Genomic DNA, 16,992 nt, shown 5'->3' with positions numbered 1-16,992 from the left:
CCTTGCCCCGTCGTCAGGCGGCGGGCAGGGCTCGGGTGAGCAGGTTGGCCTCGCGCATCCGGCCGTCGGGGGCGAACCGGCCGAAGAAGTGCACGTCTATCGCGAGGTCCTTGCCGCGCTGGCGTACGTGCAGGGTGTAGCGGGCGGCGAGCCGGTCGCCGTCCGCCATCGCTTCGTGCACCTCCATGCGGCTCTCCGGGCGGTTCTTGCGCACCGGCCGGGTGTGGGCGATGAGCTTGTCCCGGTCGATGCGGTTGCCGTCGGCGATCTGCACGATGTCGGGCGTGTGGTATCGGTCGATGATCGTCGCCGCGTCCTCGTCGGTGTTCACCAGGTCCTCGGTCAGCGAGGTGATGAAGCCGGCGATGAACTTCTTCGGGTCCGTGTTCATGCTGCTCCTGTGTCGGCCATAACTCTTACGCGCTGTAAGATATACATCTCGCGCTAACTTGGACAAGGTGTAAGAGATGCGTAACCGCCGCGCCGACGCCCGCCGCAGCAGGGCCGCCATCCTGACGGCCGCCGTCGAGCTGCTCGACGACGACGCCGACGCCAGCCTCGACGCCATCGCCACCGCCGCGGGGGTGACCCGGCAGACCGTCTACGCCCACTTCCCCTCGCGTGACCGGCTGCTGGCGGCCGTCCTCGACCACCTCACCGAGCAGACCGTCGCCGCCATGGAGGCCGCCGGGCCCGACGACGGCCCGGCCGCCGAGGCGCTGCTGCGGCTGCTCGACGCGGGGGAGCGCGCCGCCGGGCGACACCCCGCCCTGCTCCAGCGGCTCGCCTCGCTGCCCGTGACCCCCGAGGCCGACCATGACCGGCACACGTCCGTCGCGGGGCTGCTGGAGCGGGTGGTCAGGCGCGGCCAGGACGCCGGGGAGTTCGACGCCGAGGCCCCCACGGGGTGGCTCGTCACCGTGACGATCAAGCTGGCGCACGCGGCGAGCGAGGAGACCACTATGGCGCCCGAAGAATCCAGGAACACGCTGCGCACCACCCTGTTGCGCGCCCTCGGCCACATTCCCGCGCCGTGATCTGTATCAAAAGCAGGTGCGCCGCCTCCTGAGTCTCGGGGCCGTTCGGTCTAGCCGAAGGGGACAGCACAACGTGGGCGCGACTCGAGAAATGCACCGAATCCCGCGCGGCAACATCACTTTCGCCATCCTGGCGGGCGAACGCGCCCTGTCCGTGGACGGCGACCTGCGGGCAGCCCGCTACTGGTTCGACGCCGCCTACCAGGACGCCGAGCTGAGCGGCGATCCTGAACAACTGGCCCGCGCCGCCCTCGGGCTGAGTGGCGTGTGGGTGCACGAACACCGGACCTGCGCGGACTGGGAGCGGGTACGCACCCGCCAGCGCCACGCCCTGCGGCTGCTGGATCCCCGCACCCCGCTGGCCCTGCGCCTGCGGGCCAGGCAGGCCGCGGAGGAGGACTACCGCGCGGGGACGCACGACGCCATCCTCCGGCTGCTGGACAGGGCACGCGACGCCGGAGACCCGGTGGCGCTGGCGGAGACTCTCAGCCTGGCGCACAACTGCCTGCTGGGGCCCGAGCACGGGGCACGCCGCATCGGGCTGTCGCAGGAGCTGATCGGCCAGGCCGGGCTCACCGGGCGCAGGGGCGACGCGCTCATGGGGCTGCTCCTGCGTACCGTCGATCTGTTCCTGGAGGCCTCGCCGAAGGCCGAGCGGAGCCTCGAAGAGCTGCAGAGCATGCTGGCCGCCAAGGAGCACCGGGCCATCGGGTTCGTGGTCAGCGCGATCAAGGTGATGCTGAGCATCCGCGCGGGCAAGTTCGAGGAGGCCGAGACGCTGGCAGCCGTCTGCGCGGAGCTGGGCGACGCCACCGGCGACGTCGACGCCACCGGCTGGTACGGCTGGCAGCTCGTCGCCATCCGCTGGCTCCAGGGGCGCGGCGCCGAGCTGGTGCCCGCGCTGTCGGAGATGGTGCACTCGCCCACCCTCAGCGCCCTGGACAACTCCTACCTGGCGAGCCTGGCCGCGGCGGCGGCCGACGCGGGCGACCGCCGCACGGCCGAGGGGCTGCTGGCCCGGCTGCGCGGCGCCGACCTGCCGAGGTCGAGCACCTGGATGACGTCCATGTACTTCATGGCCGAGGCCGCGCACCTGCTGCGCGACACCGAGACCGCCGCCCACGTCCACGACGCGCTGGCCCCGTTCGCCGAGTTACCGGTCATCGCCGGCCACGGCGTCACCTGCCTGGGCTCCGCGCACCACCCCCTGGGCGTCGCCTCGCTCACGCTCGGCGACGTGGACAGGGCCGTCGAGCACCTGCGCGCCGCCGAACGGCAGAACCTCGCGCTGCACCACTGGCCCGCCACCGTGCTGTCCCGGCACCGGCTCGGGCAGGCGCTCGCGCTCAAGGGCGGCTCGGGCGACGAGGGGCCGAGCGTGGCGCGCGAGGCGGCGGAGCTCGGCATGGTGCTGCCGAAGGCGGCCAACAGGCCGGACGAGACCGGGGGCGTCTGCCGCTGCCGGCGGCGCGGCCTGCACTGGCTGCTGGAGCTGGACGGGCGCAGCGCCCTCGTCGGCCACAGCGTGGGCATGGGCTACCTGGCGACGCTGATGGCCAACCCCGGCCAGGAGATCCCCGCCATCGACCTGGCCGCAGGGGCGGAGACCGTCAGGAGCGCGGCCAGCTCGGAGCAGCCGGTGCTCGACGAGGTGGCCAGGCGGACGTACAAGGAGCGGCTGGCGCGGCTGGAGAGCGAGATCGACGAGCTGGAGTCGATGAACGACCTCGAACGCGCCGCCACGCTGCGGATGGAACGGGAGTGGCTGCTGGCCGAGCTGGCCGCGGCCACCGGCATCGGCGGGCGGGCGCGGCCGTTCGCGGGCACCGAGGAGCGGGCCAGGATCGCCGTCGGCAAGGCCATCTGGCGGGCCGTGGACCGGGTCGCGGCGGTCGATCCGACGATCGGCGAGGAGCTGCGCGCCACCGTCCGCACCGGGGCGCGCTGCTGCTACCAGCCTCGCTGAGCGAGGGCGGGGCGGCGCCGGCCCGCCCCGCCCGCGCCCAGCTCGGAAAACTCATATGAATACCTCCGATAAATATGGGAAGGGAGGCATCTCCTGGGCCAACGCGGACCGCGGTTGGCAAGGTTGTGCCCGTGACCCGCGGTTCGGAAGGAGTGGCGAAGCCTGCATGTCTCATGCGAGCGAATACGGCAGGCAGCCGCTGGTGTTGCTCGTCGAGGACGATCCGCAGGACGCGCTGATCGTCGAGGAGCTGCTGGAGGACAGCGGCCTCTCGGTGCGTCTCGAGTGGGCGCGCTCCGTGGACGAGGCCAGGCATTCGCTGGTCCGGTTGCGGCCCCAGTGCGTGCTGCTCGACCTCGGCCTGCCCGACGCGTATGAGTTCTCGGCCCTGTCGGCCGTGATCGAGGAGGCGGGCGACGCGGCCGTCGTGGTGCTCACCGGCCTGGCCGAGGAGCAGGCGGGCCTGGCGGCGGTGTCGGCGGGCGCGCAGGACTACCTGGTCAAGGGCCGGGTGGAGGCCGAGTGGCTGGGCAGGACGCTGCGGTACGCGATGCAGCGCAAGCAGGCCGAGCAGGCCGCCGTGGCGCTGCACGCCGAACGCATGCGCGCCAAGGAGAACGAGCGGCTGGAACGCGGCCTGCTGCCCACGCCGCTGCTGCAGAGCATGCCGATAGAGGTGGCCTCGCGCTACCGTCCCAGCAGGGGTTCCGCCACGCTCGGCGGCGACTTCTTCGACGTCGTCGAGTCCGACGACAAGGGCGTGCACGTCGTCATCGGCGACGTGTGCGGGCACGGCCCCGACGAGGCGGCGCTCGGCGTCTGCCTGCGCATCGCCTGGCGGGCGCTGGTGCTCAGCGGCCTGACCGGCGCGACCCTGCTGCGCAGGCTCGAACGCATATTGGAGGCCGAACGGCCCGGGTCCGACATCTTCGTCACCATGTCCACCCTCATCCTGGAGTCCGACCAGCACACGGTGCGGATCTGGCGGGCCGGCCACCCCGGCATGCTGCTGCACGACGGCGACACGGTGAGCCTGGCCGAGCCGGCGCACAGCCTCGCCCTCGGCCTGCCGGTGCCGGCCGACTGGCACGAGGACGTGCTGGAGCTGCCCACGGGCGGCGGCCTGACGCTCTACACCGACGGCCTGTTCGAGCGCCGCCTGCCCGGCGCGCCGCCGCGCTGGCTCGGCGAGGAGGGCCTGCTCGAACTGGCGCAGCGGCACGCCCACCTCGACGGCGAGGGCTTCCTGGACGCGCTGATCGCCGACGTCGAGGAGGTCACCGCGCCCGACGCCCCCGCCGACGACCTCGCCGTGGTGTACCTGCGTTGGAGAGACCGCGCATGACGGACGCGTCCCGGCTGCGCCGCCTGACCGTGCACGGCTGGTTCCTGGTGATGATCGGCACCCTCACCGTGCTGACCGCGGTCTGCGGGATCACGGGCGCCGTCATGATCGACCGTACGAGCAGCCTGTCCGACCAGCTCACCCTGCGCATCTCGCCGGCCGCGATCGAGGCGTCCCAGATGCAGAAGGCCCTGATCGACCAGGAGACAGGGGTCAGGGGTTTCCTGCTGGCCGGCCGGGAGGAGTTCCTCCAGCCGTACGCCACGGGCCTGGCCGCCGAGCAGCGCAGCCACGCGCAGGTCGCCGCGCACATCGGCGACAGGCCCGGCCTGCTCCGCGAGCTGAACGCCATCAGCGACAGGGCCGCCGCCTGGCGGCGCGACTACGCCGAGCCCATGACGGCGGAGAAGCGCGACGACGGCACCGTCCCCGCCGCCCGGGTGGAGGCGGGCAAGCAGGCGTTCGACGAGATCAGGGCGCTGCTCGAACGGCAGAACGACCGCCTCGCACAGCTCCGCGTGAGCTCGCGGGCCGAGCTGTCGCGGGCCGAGCAACTGCGCAACTGGGCGTTCCTGGCCATGATCGTGCTGTTCCCGCTGGCCATGGTGGGCATGGCGGTGCTGTTGCGCAACGCGGTCGTCCGGCCGCTCGACCAGCTCCGCACGGCCTCCCGCCAGGTCGCGGCCGGCGAGTTCGAGCGCGCCATCCCCGCCAAGGGGCCCGCGGACATCCGCGAGGTCGCCGTGGACGTGGATTTGATGCGCGTACGGATCCTCCAGGCGCTCGGCGACTCCCACCGGCAGCAGGTGCAGTTGCGCGAGCAGGCCTCCGACCTCGACGCGCAGGCCGTCGAGCTGCGGCGCTCGAACGCCGAGCTGGAGCAGTTCGCCTACGTGGCCTCGCACGACCTCCAGGAGCCGCTGCGCAAGGTCGCCACCTTCTGCCAGCTCCTGGAGAAGCGGTACGGGGAGGTGCTGGACGAGCGCGGCAAGCAGTACATCCGCTTCGCCGTGGACGGCGCAACCCGGATGCAGGTCCTCATCAACGACCTGCTGAGGTTCTCCCGCGTCGGCAGGGTCTACGACGACCGCGAGCCCGTCGAGCTGGGGGAGACGCTCGACAAGGTGATCGACGACCTGTCGGCCCCCATCGAGGAGACCGGCGCCACGTTCGAGCGGCCCGACAAGCTGCCCACGGTCGTCGGCGACTCCACCATGTTGCGCCTGCTCTGGCAGAACCTCATCAGCAACGCCATCAAGTTCCACGACCCGGCGCGCCCGCCGCTGATCCGCATCGGGTGCGAACCCGACGCGGACGGCTGGGAGTTCTCCGTGGCCGACAACGGAATAGGTGTGGAGCCCGAGTTCGCCGATAAGATCTTCGTCATCTTCCAGCGCCTGCACAGCCGCGAGCAGTACAGCGGCACCGGCATCGGCCTGGCGATGTGCAAGAAGATCGTCGAGAACCACGGCGGCAGGATCTGGCTGGACACCGGCTACACCGGCGGTGCCCGGCTCTGCTTCACCCTGCCCGCCATCTCTACCGTGCCGGCCGGCTCTGGCACCGAACACGAAGGAAGCACCGCATGACGAGCGGGCAACCCATCGAAGTCCTCCTCGTGGAGGACGATCCCGGTGACGAGCTCATCACGCGTGAGGCGTTCGAGGACAACAAGATCCGCAACAACCTCCACGTCGTCAGGGACGGCCTGGAGGCGCTCGACTTCGTCTACCGGCGCGGCGACCACGGCGGCGCGCCCCGCCCCGACCTGATCCTGCTGGACCTCAACCTGCCGAAGTACGACGGCCGCCAGGTGCTGGAGCGCCTCAAGGGCGATCCCGACCTGCGTTCCATCCCCGTCGTCGTGCTCACCACCTCCTCGGCGGAGGAGGACATCCTGCGCAGCTACGAGCTGTTCGCGAACGCCTACGTGAGCAAGCCCGTGGACCTCGATCGCTTCATGGCCGTCATCCGGCAGATCGACGAGTTCTTCGTCACGGTGGTGCGGCTGCCGGGGCGGGCGTACGGCGGGGGCCAAGGCCTCTAGGCCTGCCCGTCCCCGGGGCGTTCCGGCCCGGCGTCGATGGGCCTGACGTCGGTGGGCGCGGCATCGACGGGCCTGACGTCGGTGGGCGCGGCATCGACGGGCCTGGCGTCGGTGGGCGCGGCATCGACGGGCCTGGCGTCGGTGGGCGCGGCGTCGGTGGGTTCGGTATCGGTGGGTTCGGCGTCGATGGGCTCGGCTCGTGACACGACGAGCGGCTCCGGCTCGTCGTCCACGGGCGCCGGAGCGGCCGTTGGGCGGCGCGACCGCCGGCCCAGCCCCCGCCCCAGGTGCCGCCCCGCCCGGGCCGACAACCGCGCCAGGCTGCTCAGGAACAGCGGCACCAGCAGGGCCCCCACGAAGATCGGTGTGGCCATGTACCGGAAGTCCTGCGCCGAGATGTTGGCCAGCACGGCGAGCTGCTGCCCGGCCACCACCGCCGCCACCCCCACCACGTACCGGTTGCGCAGCGCCCACGCCGCCAGCCCCACCGCCAGGTACGACAGGTACGCCCACGAGGCCCCCCGCCACAGCACCCAGTCCCACTCGGGCATCAGCGCGCCGGTCAGCCACGGGTCGGCGATCTGGTTGAGCTCCATGGACAGCGGCCGCAGCGAGTACACCCACCGTCCGGGAAAGTCCGCCACCTTGTACGGCCCCACGTACGTGTCGGCGTTCGGCCGCCGCGAGAACCGGTACGTCATCCCCCCGGTCACCTGCTCGTCCTGCACGGGCCGCCACGCGATCGCCCCCCGGCACAGCCGCGCGTCCACCACCAGCCGCGGCTCGGTCACCAGCAGCCGCCGCCACAGCTCAAGCAACTCGGTGGCGTGCAGGTCGGCCTGCTGCCAGCTGAAGTCGTCGCGCCAGATCAGCGGGTTGATCGTGGCGCAGGTGCCGCCTTCCCACCACCGCCTGATCGGCGCGACCGCGCCCATGAGGCTGATGTCGCGCGGGGTGAACAGGTCGGGCCGCTGCCGGTAGGCGACCGCGATGTCCCCGTACGCGGTGTGGTAGACGTACGTCTTCGCCGGGGCCACGATGCCGACCTGCGGGAACACCACGTTCGACAGCACGAGCGGCAGGGCGGCGGCGAGCGTGCCGGTGAGCAGCAGCCGCAGCCGCACGGCCGGGACGATCACCACCAGCGCCAGCACGGCCACGCCCGCGATGAGGAAGCCGTTGGCGCGGAACAGGCCGAGCGCCACGAACAGCAGCGCCAGCCCGAGCAGCGCGGGCATGCCGACGGCGCGCCTGGCGGCGATCCGCGCGCACAAGCCGGCGACGGCCACGGCGCAGATCGTGAACGGCACGTCCTTCCACAACGTCACCGTGAACGCGCCCACGGGCGGCGCCAGCGGCATCAGCACGACCACCACGGTCGTCAGCAGCCGCGGCGCGCCCAGCGCCTTGAGTGACTGCGCCAGGTACGTCAGCGCGCCCGCCATGGCCGTCGTCTGTGCGAAGGTGACGGCGCCCAGATCACCCGTCTTGGTGAAGCTCAGCCACAGCAGCGCGTCGTAGACCACCGAGTGATCGCTCACCCAGGGGCCGACGACGGTGTGGCTGAGGTAGAGCACGGAGTCGCGGCTGAACTGGCCGGGGTAGAAGGCCGCCCACCAGCACCCGAGCACGGCCTGGACGATCAGGAAGGTCGCCAGCGCGACCCAGGGCCTGCGCCTGGTGTCTCTCCCCATGGTTCCATTCCCGAACTGAGGGGGGAACTCGTCAGAAGTAGCTCTCTCCTGGCGTCGGTCCCTTGCCGCGCAGCAACGCGGGCACCGTGACGAGGTGGTAGCCGCGCTTCTTGAGCTCCTTGAGGATCTCCGGCATGACCTGCACGGTCTGCGGGACCACGTCGTGCATGAGGATCACGCCGTCGCGCTTGGCCTGCTTGAGCACGGTCGCCTTGATCTTCTTGGTGTCGCGCAGGCTCCAGTCGAGCGTGGTGTGCGTCCACAGGATCTGCGCCAGCTCGGTCTGCCCCGCCAGCGCGAGCACGCGCTCGTCGGTGTGTCCGTACGGGGGGCGGAACATCGTCGGGCGGCGCCCCGTGACGTCCTCGATCACTTCCTGGGTGACCTTGAGCTCGTCGAGGATCTCGTTGTCGGAGTGGGCGGGCAGCGAGGCGTGCGAGTAGGTGTGGTTGCCGATCGCGTGCCCGCGCGCGACGATCTGCCTGGCCACCTCGGGGCGCTCCTCCACCCGCTTGCCCACGAGGAAGAACGTGGCCTTGGCGCCCGCCTTGGACAGCGTCTTGAGCAGGGCCGGGGTGTACTTGCCCGGCCCGTCGTCGAAGGTCAGCGCCAGGCACTTGACCCTGGCGCAGTCAACGGCGGCGGCCTGGGCGGGCAGGGCAGTGAAGGCTAGCGAAGCCGCGAGAAGGGCATGAATCACCACACAGCAAAGCCTAGAGGCAACCCCGCCCGCCCATGCGTGCGGTGATGTCTCGGTCTGGGCACCTTCACCTGTTGAGCCTGGCCCGCAGGAACAGCGTCACACCCTTGAGCGACTTGACCGGCAGGTAACGCTCGGCGCAGACGACCGCCGACAGTCCCGCGTTCATCAGGAACGGCGTCCTGCGCAGGTCGCTGCCGCCGGTGGAGCGGCGCCGGTGGCGGACCACGAGGGGGCGCAGGAGCACGTTCCAGCTCCAGATGCGGTCGATGGTCAGCCCGGCCTTCTCGACGACGACCGTGAGCGAGTCGCGGCCGTAGCGGCGTACGTGGCCGACGGCGTCGTCGTGCGACGACCACAGCGACATGTCGCACGGCACCGCGATCAGCACGTGCCCGCCGGGCGCCAGGACCCGGGCGATCTCCTCGGTGACCAGGTGGTCCTCGCGGATGTGCTCCAGGACGTCGAACGCGGTCACCAGGTTCACGCTCGACGTCTCGAACGGCAGCGCCCGCGCGTCCGCCCGCACCGCCTTCAGCCCTCGTTTCCTGGCCGTCTCCACCGCGGTCTCGCACTGGTCGGTCGCGGTCGCGTCCCAGCCCGCCTCGATCAGCACCTTGGTGTTGCCGCCGCCCGCGGCGCCTACGTCCAGGGCCCGTCCGGGACGGCCCAGGCCGCGCAGCTCCCTGCGCAGGATGGCGCGGCGCTCGCGGTACCACCAGTGGGTGTCCTCGAGCGCGATCAGGCGGCGGATCTCAGTGGTTTCCATCGATCAGTTCCTCGTTCGGGAGAAGACCCAGCGGAGCAGGGCGAGCAGGCAGTACGTGGCCGCGACGGCGCCCACGTCCGCGGCGGGCACGCACAGCACGGCCGCCGTGGTCAGGGCGGAGAGAACGGCGAATCGGGCCACGGTGCGGAAGGCCGACCGGCGGGCGGCCGTCACCTTGACGAGCCTGGCCAGGACGAGCGCGCCGAGATTCGCCAGAACCGGTGACCACATTTCCCGTAACGGGATATAGGCCAGCACATGCAGAATTCCGGGAATCAGCCCGATGAATACCGAAATATCGAATATCGGCCGCGTGAGGACCGCGTCCGGATGCATGGGCGCCGGCTCCGCCCTGCGCACCTGAACCCGCGCCCGGCCCGTCGCCATCGACCAGGCGATCCTGACCATGCCCCGCAGATCGTCGACGGCCGTTCTGATCACCTTGACGCGCGAGTCGCCGTCCTCGATCCAGTCGACCGGGACCTCGTGCACCCGCAGCCCGTTGTGCTCGGCCAGCAGCAGCAACTCGGTATCGAAGAACCACGAGTCGTCGCGGATCCTGCGTACCAGCGGCCTGACCGCGTCCGTCCTGGCGGCCTTGAACCCGCACTGCGCGTCGCTGAACCTGACCCCGAAACCATGCCTGAGCAGGGCGTTGTACCCGCGCGACACCACCTCGCGGCGCACCGAGCGGCGCGTGCGCGCGCCAGGCGCCAGCCGGGTGCCCACGGCCAGCTCGCTGTGACCGCCGGCCACCGACGCGACCAGCGGGAACAGCGCGCCCAGATCGGTGGACAGATCGACGTCCATGTACGCCACCACGTCGGCCGGGCTGTCCAGCCAGGCCGCCCGCAGCGCCGCGCCCCGGCCCCTGATGTCCAGCCGCCTGGCGTGCACCTGCGCGAACTCCCCGGCCAGCGCCGTGGCGACCGGCCAGGTGGCGTCGGTGCTGCCGTTGTCCACGATCGTGATCCGCCACGGCAGCGGGAAGCCGGCGTCGAGGAACCTGGCCAGCGTGCGGACGCAGCCGGGCAGCGCGCGCTCCTCGTTGAGCACCGGGATGACAATGTCGACGCTCGCCGGGCGGGCCGCGGAATCCAGGACGCGGGGGCTCGGCTCCATGGCGGCACGCGTGTCCATAGGCTCCCCTGATCTGGTCGTGGCCGTGGGTTCACGGAAATGGTGCTGGGGGAGTCCAGCGGGGCGCGTGCGGCTTTTCCCGCATCCTTCCAACAAGCGGCCTGATCTTTACCTTCCGGGAAGCTGGTAAACGGAAGAGCCCCCATTCCTGAACCTCAATCGCGCATATTTCCCCAACACGGGATTAATCCCAGTAAAAAGCCACTTAACCCCATATTCCCGGCCAAGCGTGCGGACGTTCTCCGCCGTCGGCGCCACGAACACCACCTCGTTCGCCGCCAGCCGCGCCCGATCCGCGAACGGCACCGCCAGATACGACCGCACGAACGGCCTCGCCCGCGACAACGTGCTCTCCGCGTACGCCCAGCCCTCCACCAGCACCCGCCGCTCACTGAACCCGGACACCCAGAAATGCCGGCTGTCGCACACCTGCCACCAGGCGTAACGGCAGTGCAGATCCGTGGCCACCACGTCGCCCGGCTCCGAATGCGCCCGCAACCACCTCCCCGCCTCCAGCGCCCCGCCCGGGATCAACCGCTCCCGCTGCTCCGCCTGGGGCGTCACGTGCGCGGCCACGTCCCGAACGGAGCTGGGCAGCGCATACCCGGCCAGCACCGCCACCACCGTCAGCACGGACCCGCGCCGCCACACCAGCAGCGCCCCGATCCCCAGCACCAGGTACGGCAACACCACCCGCACCAGCACCCCACCGGAGCCTTCGCTCCGGGCCTCCACCGGCACGCCCCCTGCCCCGGACACCACCAACGCCGCCCCAGCCCCCACCACGGCCAGGCAGCCGGCCCGCACCCACGGCACCCGCCCGGCCGCCACGACCCCGCACACGGCGGCCACCGACAGACACGGCCGGGCCGCCTCCAGAAAGTAGAGCTGCGACTCGGCCGGATGCCCGAACACCACGGTCGCCCCGATCCCCGCCGCCCCGATCCCGAGCAACAGCAGCACAGCAGGCTCCAGCGCCCCCCTCCCCCCCCCCGCCCCCCCCCCCCCCCCCCACCCCCCGCCAAACAGAAGCACCCCCCCCACCCCCCCCCCCCCCCCCCCGCCCGCCCCCCCCCGCCCCCCCCCCCCCCCCCCCCCCACCCCCCCCCCCCCCCCCCCCCCCCCCCCCCCCCCCCCCCCGCCCCCCCCCCCCCCCCCCCGGCCCCCCGCCCCCCCCCCCCCCCCCCCCGCCCCCCCCCGCCGACTCCGCCGCCGGTGGGAGGGGGGGGGTGAAAATAGCCGCCGATGGAGAATGCGGAAATGCGATGGACTGGCGGTCTCCTGAAATATCGGTGTCAATATCTCGGCGCCCTGTCCCCCACTTATCAACCGCTTATACGCTGATATTTCCGCTTTTACAAGATCTTGTCAGCTCCGGACAGCGGTGTTACCTCTTGCGGGATGCGCGAAACCTGCGCATCCCTGGCACGCAGGAGGGAACCGTGTCGACCAAGTCCTGGTTACGCAGCACACTCATCGTCACCGCACTCACAGCGTCGGTCCTTCCCCTCGCAGGGGCAGCCCGGGGAGAACCCGGCGGGCAGGCCCCGGAGATTCACGACTTCCAGGCGGAGAACTCCGGCAGACCGGATGTGGACAACCGCCAGGGCCGGGTGGAACCCCCGGCCAGTCAGCGCCTCGCCGCCCCCCAAGGCAAGATCCGCTGGAACGCTCTCGGCACCCCCGCCGCCATCGTCAGCGCCGAACCGCTGGCCGAGGGGCTCGGCTCCGACCCCGTCCAGGCCGCCCGCGCCTACCTCAAGGCCAACGAGGCCGTCTTCGGGCTGACGGCCGAGGCCGTGGACGCGCTGGAGACGGTCGCGGTCAACCCGATCGGTGCCGGTGCCGCCGTGCTGCTGCGGCAGCGCTTCGGCGACCTGCCGTCCGGCGTGGACGGTCTCGTCGCGATCGGCGTGTCCGGCGGCCAGGTCAGGCACGTGACGTCGTCCCTGTCACGCCGCACCGAGGCGCCGCCCGCCGCGCGGATCACCGCGCAGCAGGCCCTGGAGATCGCCGCCAGGGACGGCGGCATCGACCTGGCCTCGGCGGCCACCAAGCAGGCCACGCCGGTGGCGGTGCCCGCCCCCGACGGCGTGCACAGCGCGTACCAGGTGGTCCTGATCGGCGGGGCGCAGGGCGCGGAGGCGGGATACACCACGCACGTGGACGCCGTGAGCGGCGCCGTCATCACCCGTGAGAACCTGGTCGACCACCACCAGGACCCGGACAACCCGCACTGGGCGGTCTTCCCCGCCAACCCACCGGGCGACCACTCCTCCGCGGACACCCGCGAGACCTGGTGCCACGCGCCCGGGCCCGGCTGTGACGAGGCGACCGGCGGCGACGCCGCGACCGGCAAGCCGTGGGACGTCGACCACACGACGAACGAGCCCACGTTCACCAGCATCGGCAACTCGGCCAGGACGTTCGAGAACCGGGCCAGCGGCGACCCGTTCACGGTCGGCACCCGCTCGAACGTGCTCACGCCGAGCAGGAACTACGTCTACCCGTGGCAGAACACCTGGTTCGAGGCCAAGTGCGACCCGGCCGTGTTCGACCAGCCGGGTGAGGCCGACCTCGAAGCGGCCATCGCGAACCTGAACGCCATGCACAACCGCATGCACGACTGGTCCTACCGGCTCGGCTTCACCGAGACCGCCTGGAACATGCAGAGCGACAACGGCGGGCGCGGCGGCCTCGGCAACGACCCCGAGCAGGGCAACGCCCAGGCCGGAGCGCGGGTGCTGTCCGTACGTGACAACGCCAACCAGATCACCGGCCCCGACGGGGTCGCGCCGATCACCAACATGTACCTGTGGCAGCCGATCGCAGGCTCGTTCTACTCGCCCTGCGTGGACGGCGACTACGACATGTCGGTCATCGGCCACGAGTACACGCACGCCATCTCCGGCCGCATGATCGGCGGGCCCAACGCGGGCTGGAGCGGCGCGCAGGCCGGGGCCATGAACGAGAGCACCTCCGACCTGTTCTCGATGGAGCAGCTCTTCGAGTACGGTCACCGCCCGGCGGGCGACACCCCGTACGTCACGGGCGGCTACGTCACCGGCGACACCACGCGCGGCATCAGGAACTACGACATGTCGAAGTCGCCGCTGAACTACAGCGACCTCGGCTACGACCTCGTCGGCACGCAGGTGCACGCGGACGGCGAGATCTGGTCGGCCACGCAGTTCGACGTGCGGGCGGCCTTCGTCAAGCGGTACGGCCAGGGCTCGGCCAGGCTGCAGCGCTCGTGCGCGGAGGGCAGGACGCCCGTGGACAGGTGTCCGGGCAACCGGCGCTGGGCGCAGCTCTCGTTCGACGCCCTGCTGCTGATGGCCTCGGGCGCGGTCGACTACGTCGATCATCGTGACGCGCTGCTGGCGGCCGACGCGATCCGCTTCGGCGGGGCGAACCAGGACATCATGTGGCGCGCCTTCGCCGAGCACGGCCTGGGCTCCGCCGCGGCCAGCAACGGCCCGAACGACGCCGACGCGACGCCCAGCTTCGTCAACCCGGCGGGCAGGAACGGCTCCCTGCAGCTCAAGCCGCTGGGCGAGGCGAAGGACGCGGCGCTGCGGCTGTACGTGGGCGACTACGAGGGCCGGGTGGTCCCCGTCGCGGACACCGACCCGGCGACCGAGCTGGGCGACACGGTCGAGATGACGCCCGGCCTGTACGACTTCGTCGTCGCGGGCGCGGGCTTCGGCCACCGGCGGCTGAAGTACGCGGTCGTCCCCGGCGTGAAGCTGCCGCTCCCGCTGCCCCTGTCGCGCAACCTCGCCTCGGCGGCGAGCGGCGCGACCGCGACGGGCGACGGCGTCAACCAGCCGCTGCTGATCGACGACACCGAGGCCACGAACTGGGCTTCGCGCACCGGCGCGCCGGCGGGCAAGTCGGTCGTGGTGGACCTGGCGGGCGACGAGCCGGTCAAGGTCCGCAGGGTGCAGGTGAGCGCCATGCTGCGGCCGGGCACCAGCCCGGCGGACCCGGGCACGCAGAACCGTTTCTCCAGCCTGCGCTCGTTCGAGGTGCTGGCCTGCAGCGCGAACTGCGCCGACCCGGCGAGCTTCACGAAGGTCTACACCAGCAAGGCGAACGCGTTCGACGCCACGCTGCCCCGGCCGCGTGGCGCGGACATGCTCATCAAGTCGTTCGACGTGCGCACCACGAGCGCGACGCACCTGATGTTGCGGGTGCTCAGCACGCAGTGCACCGGCAACCCGCGTTACGCCGGCGAGCAGGACAACGACCCGAACTCGGCGACGGACTGCGGCACGGCCAGCCCGGTCAGGGAACACGTCAGGGCCGCGGAGTTCCAGGCGTTCTCCCACTGATGATCCGCTGAGGGCCGCCGTCCGCGTGACGGCGGCCCTTCTCTTGCGCGCAAGTTAGTTAGATGCCGTACTATTCGCGGGGCTGAGGCCCCCACCGACCTCAGCCCCGCGAGCAACCCTCAGTAGATGCGGTACTTCTTGCCGCAGTTGTCGAACTTGCCTGCCCAGCAGGTGAAGGTGTAGACCTTCTTGATCCCCTTGCCGCTCCAGGCGCCCACGACCTTGCCGTCCCAGGACTTGTTGAACTTGTGCCAGGAGCCGTTCTGGTAGTACTCGAACCACACCCAGCCCTTCTTGCCGCCGGGGCGGTCCACGCCGTACCACTTCGTGAACACCTTGCCGCCCGACTTCCAGGTCTTGCCGTAGGTGTAGGCCTTGTGGTCGCTGGAGAAGAACTTGCCCCACTTGACCACGGTCACGGTGCTCGCGGAGGACGTGGAGGCCTGGGCGGCGGCCGGGCTGAGCGCCAGGCCGGTGACGGCCATCGAACCGGCCAGAGCGGCTATCGCGAGGGTCTTACGCATGATCGGGTTTCCTCCCCCTGTCGGTGCTGCCGGGTTCGTCCCGGCAGCAAGGACACTACGGAGGCCACAAGCGATCATCTGTGCAGGAATCCACACATCGGGCGTGATCGGCGACACATCTCAGCGCTTGACCGTCACCCGGTCCACCGCGAACGGGACGTACGCCGGCCGCGCCGCCCTGACCTGCGTATCCGCGCTCTCGCCACAGGCCGCCAGCAGGAAGTACGCGCCGCTGGCGTAGTCGATCGGGTGCAGGACGACGCCGCCGTTCTCGTCCAGGGTCTGGTACTTCGTGCGGTTGACCCCCATGGAGAGCTGGCGGGTGCCGTCCTCGCTGGTCATCGACTCCGTGGCCATGCCGAAGACGCCGCCGCTGTGCCCCCAGAACCGGCCGCAGGGCAGGTCGAAGTAGTAGAGGCCGAGACCGTAGTCGAGCACGCCGCCCGCGAGCACCGGCACCGTCTTCTTCATCTCGGCCAGCTCCGCCGCCCCGATCAGCTCGCCGCGCAGCAGCGCCCGGTAGAAGCGGTTGAGGTCGTCCATCGTGGAGACGATCGAGCCCGCCGTGGTGGCCCAGCTCGGGCTGTAGACGCTGTAGTCGCGGGGCGGGTCGATCCAGCCGTACAGCGACTCGTACGCCTTGGAGTGCGGGCCGGGGATGTGCGGCGTGCGCGGGAACGAGGTGTGCCGCAGGCCGGCCTTGCGGATGACGTTACGGGTGATGTACTCCTCGGCGCCCGTGCCCGTCACCTTCTCCAGGAGCAGGCCGGCGATCAGGTAGTTGGTGTTGGAGTAGACACCGGGCAAGGCGCCCGGCTCGCCCGTGGGCGCGGCGTCCAGGCCCAGCCGGACCAGCTCCGCGCGGGTGAAGACGCGGAAACGGTTGTCGTCCAGACTTTGCGGCGAGCCCACCAGCAGCGAGGGGAACGCCGGGCCGACGTAGTCGGCGATGTGGCTCGTGTGGTTGAGCAACATCCGCACGGTGATCTGCTCGCCGCGCTCGCCGGGCACCACGTCCGGAAGGTAACGGCCGATCGGGGCGTCCAGCTCGACCGTGCCCCTGGCGACCTGCTGGAGCACCGCCACCGCGGTGAACGTCTTGGTGATGCTGCCCACCCGGTGCACCATGTCCGGTCTCACGGGGCGGTTCGTGGCCACGTCCGCCACGCCCGAGGCGCCCTGCCAGGTTTGCGGGCCATTGCGGACCTGGGAGTAGATGCCGTACATGCCGGCCTCGTGCACGGCGTTCAGCGCCTGCCGCAGAGCCTGCCGGTCCAGCCCCGCGCCGCCTTGGGCGGGTGCGGGGGTCGCGGCGTGCGCGGTGGCGGGGGCCGCGGCGAGCAGCGCGCCGAGCGTGACAGCGGCGACCGCCAGGCGGCAGGAGGTGCTCTTTCCAGACACTCGCATCTTCATGCCGCAAGCATCCTCGGAAC

General features: G+C 71.3%; 14 protein-coding genes. 6 read left to right on the top strand and 8 right to left on the bottom strand.

Going from position 1 to position 16,992, the window contains the following annotated elements; all coding sequences use genetic code 11:
* Positions 1-13: 13 nt before the first annotated feature.
* On the bottom strand, positions 14-391 hold the full coding sequence (locus FXF51_RS38145; protein ID WP_148439633.1) for a nuclear transport factor 2 family protein: 378 nt from the start codon (positions 389-391) through the stop codon (positions 14-16).
* A gap of 76 nt (positions 392-467) precedes the next feature.
* On the opposite strand from FXF51_RS38145, the gene FXF51_RS38140 reads away from it, so the two are divergent.
* The 5 genes from FXF51_RS38140 (at position 468) to FXF51_RS38120 (ending at position 6,395) form a co-directional block, all read left to right on the top strand.
* The gene (locus tag FXF51_RS38140) at positions 468-1,037 is read left to right on the top strand and encodes a TetR/AcrR family transcriptional regulator (protein ID WP_148439631.1); all 570 of its coding nucleotides are present in this window, start codon (positions 468-470) and stop codon (positions 1,035-1,037) included.
* Positions 1,038-1,128: 91 nt separating this feature from the next.
* On the top strand, positions 1,129-3,003 hold the full coding sequence (locus tag FXF51_RS38135) for a hypothetical protein (RefSeq protein WP_148439629.1): 1,875 nt from the start codon (positions 1,129-1,131) through the stop codon (positions 3,001-3,003).
* Between the two features lie 166 nt (positions 3,004-3,169).
* Positions 3,170-4,348: a PP2C family protein-serine/threonine phosphatase gene (locus FXF51_RS38130; protein ID WP_148439627.1), complete on the top strand. Its 1,179-nt coding sequence runs from the start codon at positions 3,170-3,172 to the stop codon at positions 4,346-4,348.
* Positions 4,345-5,937, top strand: a complete 1,593-nt coding sequence (locus FXF51_RS38125; protein WP_148439625.1) for a sensor histidine kinase — start codon at positions 4,345-4,347, stop codon at positions 5,935-5,937. Before FXF51_RS38130 ends, FXF51_RS38125 begins: the two co-directional genes overlap by 4 nt.
* Entirely contained in the window at positions 5,934-6,395 is a 462-nt protein-coding gene (locus FXF51_RS38120) for a response regulator (protein WP_148439624.1), read from the top strand. Before FXF51_RS38125 ends, FXF51_RS38120 begins: the two co-directional genes overlap by 4 nt.
* Here the strand turns inward: FXF51_RS38120 and FXF51_RS38115 are convergent.
* The 5 genes from FXF51_RS38115 to FXF51_RS38095 form a co-directional block, all read right to left on the bottom strand.
* On the bottom strand, positions 6,392-8,089 hold the full coding sequence (locus FXF51_RS38115; protein WP_148439622.1) for a hypothetical protein: 1,698 nt from the start codon (positions 8,087-8,089) through the stop codon (positions 6,392-6,394). The two genes, FXF51_RS38120 and FXF51_RS38115, sit on opposite strands and share 4 nt — an antisense overlap.
* A 31-nt stretch (positions 8,090-8,120) precedes the next feature.
* Positions 8,121-8,792: a polysaccharide deacetylase family protein gene (locus FXF51_RS38110; protein WP_148439620.1), complete on the bottom strand. Its 672-nt coding sequence runs from the start codon at positions 8,790-8,792 to the stop codon at positions 8,121-8,123.
* A 64-nt stretch (positions 8,793-8,856) separates the two neighbouring features.
* Positions 8,857-9,558 (bottom strand): class I SAM-dependent methyltransferase, encoded by a 702-nt coding sequence (locus FXF51_RS38105; protein ID WP_148439618.1) that lies wholly within the window; start codon positions 9,556-9,558, stop codon positions 8,857-8,859.
* A 3-nt stretch (positions 9,559-9,561) separates the two neighbouring features.
* Positions 9,562-10,698: a glycosyltransferase gene (locus FXF51_RS38100; protein ID WP_148439616.1), complete on the bottom strand. Its 1,137-nt coding sequence runs from the start codon at positions 10,696-10,698 to the stop codon at positions 9,562-9,564.
* Between the two features lie 108 nt (positions 10,699-10,806).
* A complete protein-coding gene (locus tag FXF51_RS38095; RefSeq protein WP_148439614.1) occupies positions 10,807-11,661 on the bottom strand; it encodes a hypothetical protein in 855 nt (284 codons plus the stop codon).
* 479 nt (positions 11,662-12,140) lie between these two features.
* Between FXF51_RS38095 and FXF51_RS38085 the strand changes: the two genes are divergently transcribed.
* Positions 12,141-15,035: a M36 family metallopeptidase gene (locus FXF51_RS38085; RefSeq protein WP_262380096.1), complete on the top strand. Its 2,895-nt coding sequence runs from the start codon at positions 12,141-12,143 to the stop codon at positions 15,033-15,035.
* A 119-nt stretch (positions 15,036-15,154) separates the two neighbouring features.
* On the opposite strand, the gene FXF51_RS38080 is transcribed toward FXF51_RS38085, so the two are convergent.
* On the bottom strand, positions 15,155-15,559 hold the full coding sequence (locus FXF51_RS38080) for a hypothetical protein (protein ID WP_148439612.1): 405 nt from the start codon (positions 15,557-15,559) through the stop codon (positions 15,155-15,157).
* Between the two features lie 120 nt (positions 15,560-15,679).
* On the bottom strand, positions 15,680-16,972 hold the full coding sequence (locus FXF51_RS38075) for a serine hydrolase domain-containing protein (RefSeq protein ID WP_262380095.1): 1,293 nt from the start codon (positions 16,970-16,972) through the stop codon (positions 15,680-15,682).
* Positions 16,973-16,992 lie beyond the last annotated feature (20 nt).

This window comes from Nonomuraea sp. PA05, from assembly GCF_008086045.1.
Taxonomy (GTDB): domain Bacteria; phylum Actinomycetota; class Actinomycetes; order Streptosporangiales; family Streptosporangiaceae; genus Nonomuraea; species Nonomuraea monospora.
This window is presented reverse-complemented; position numbering and strand designations above follow the sequence as displayed.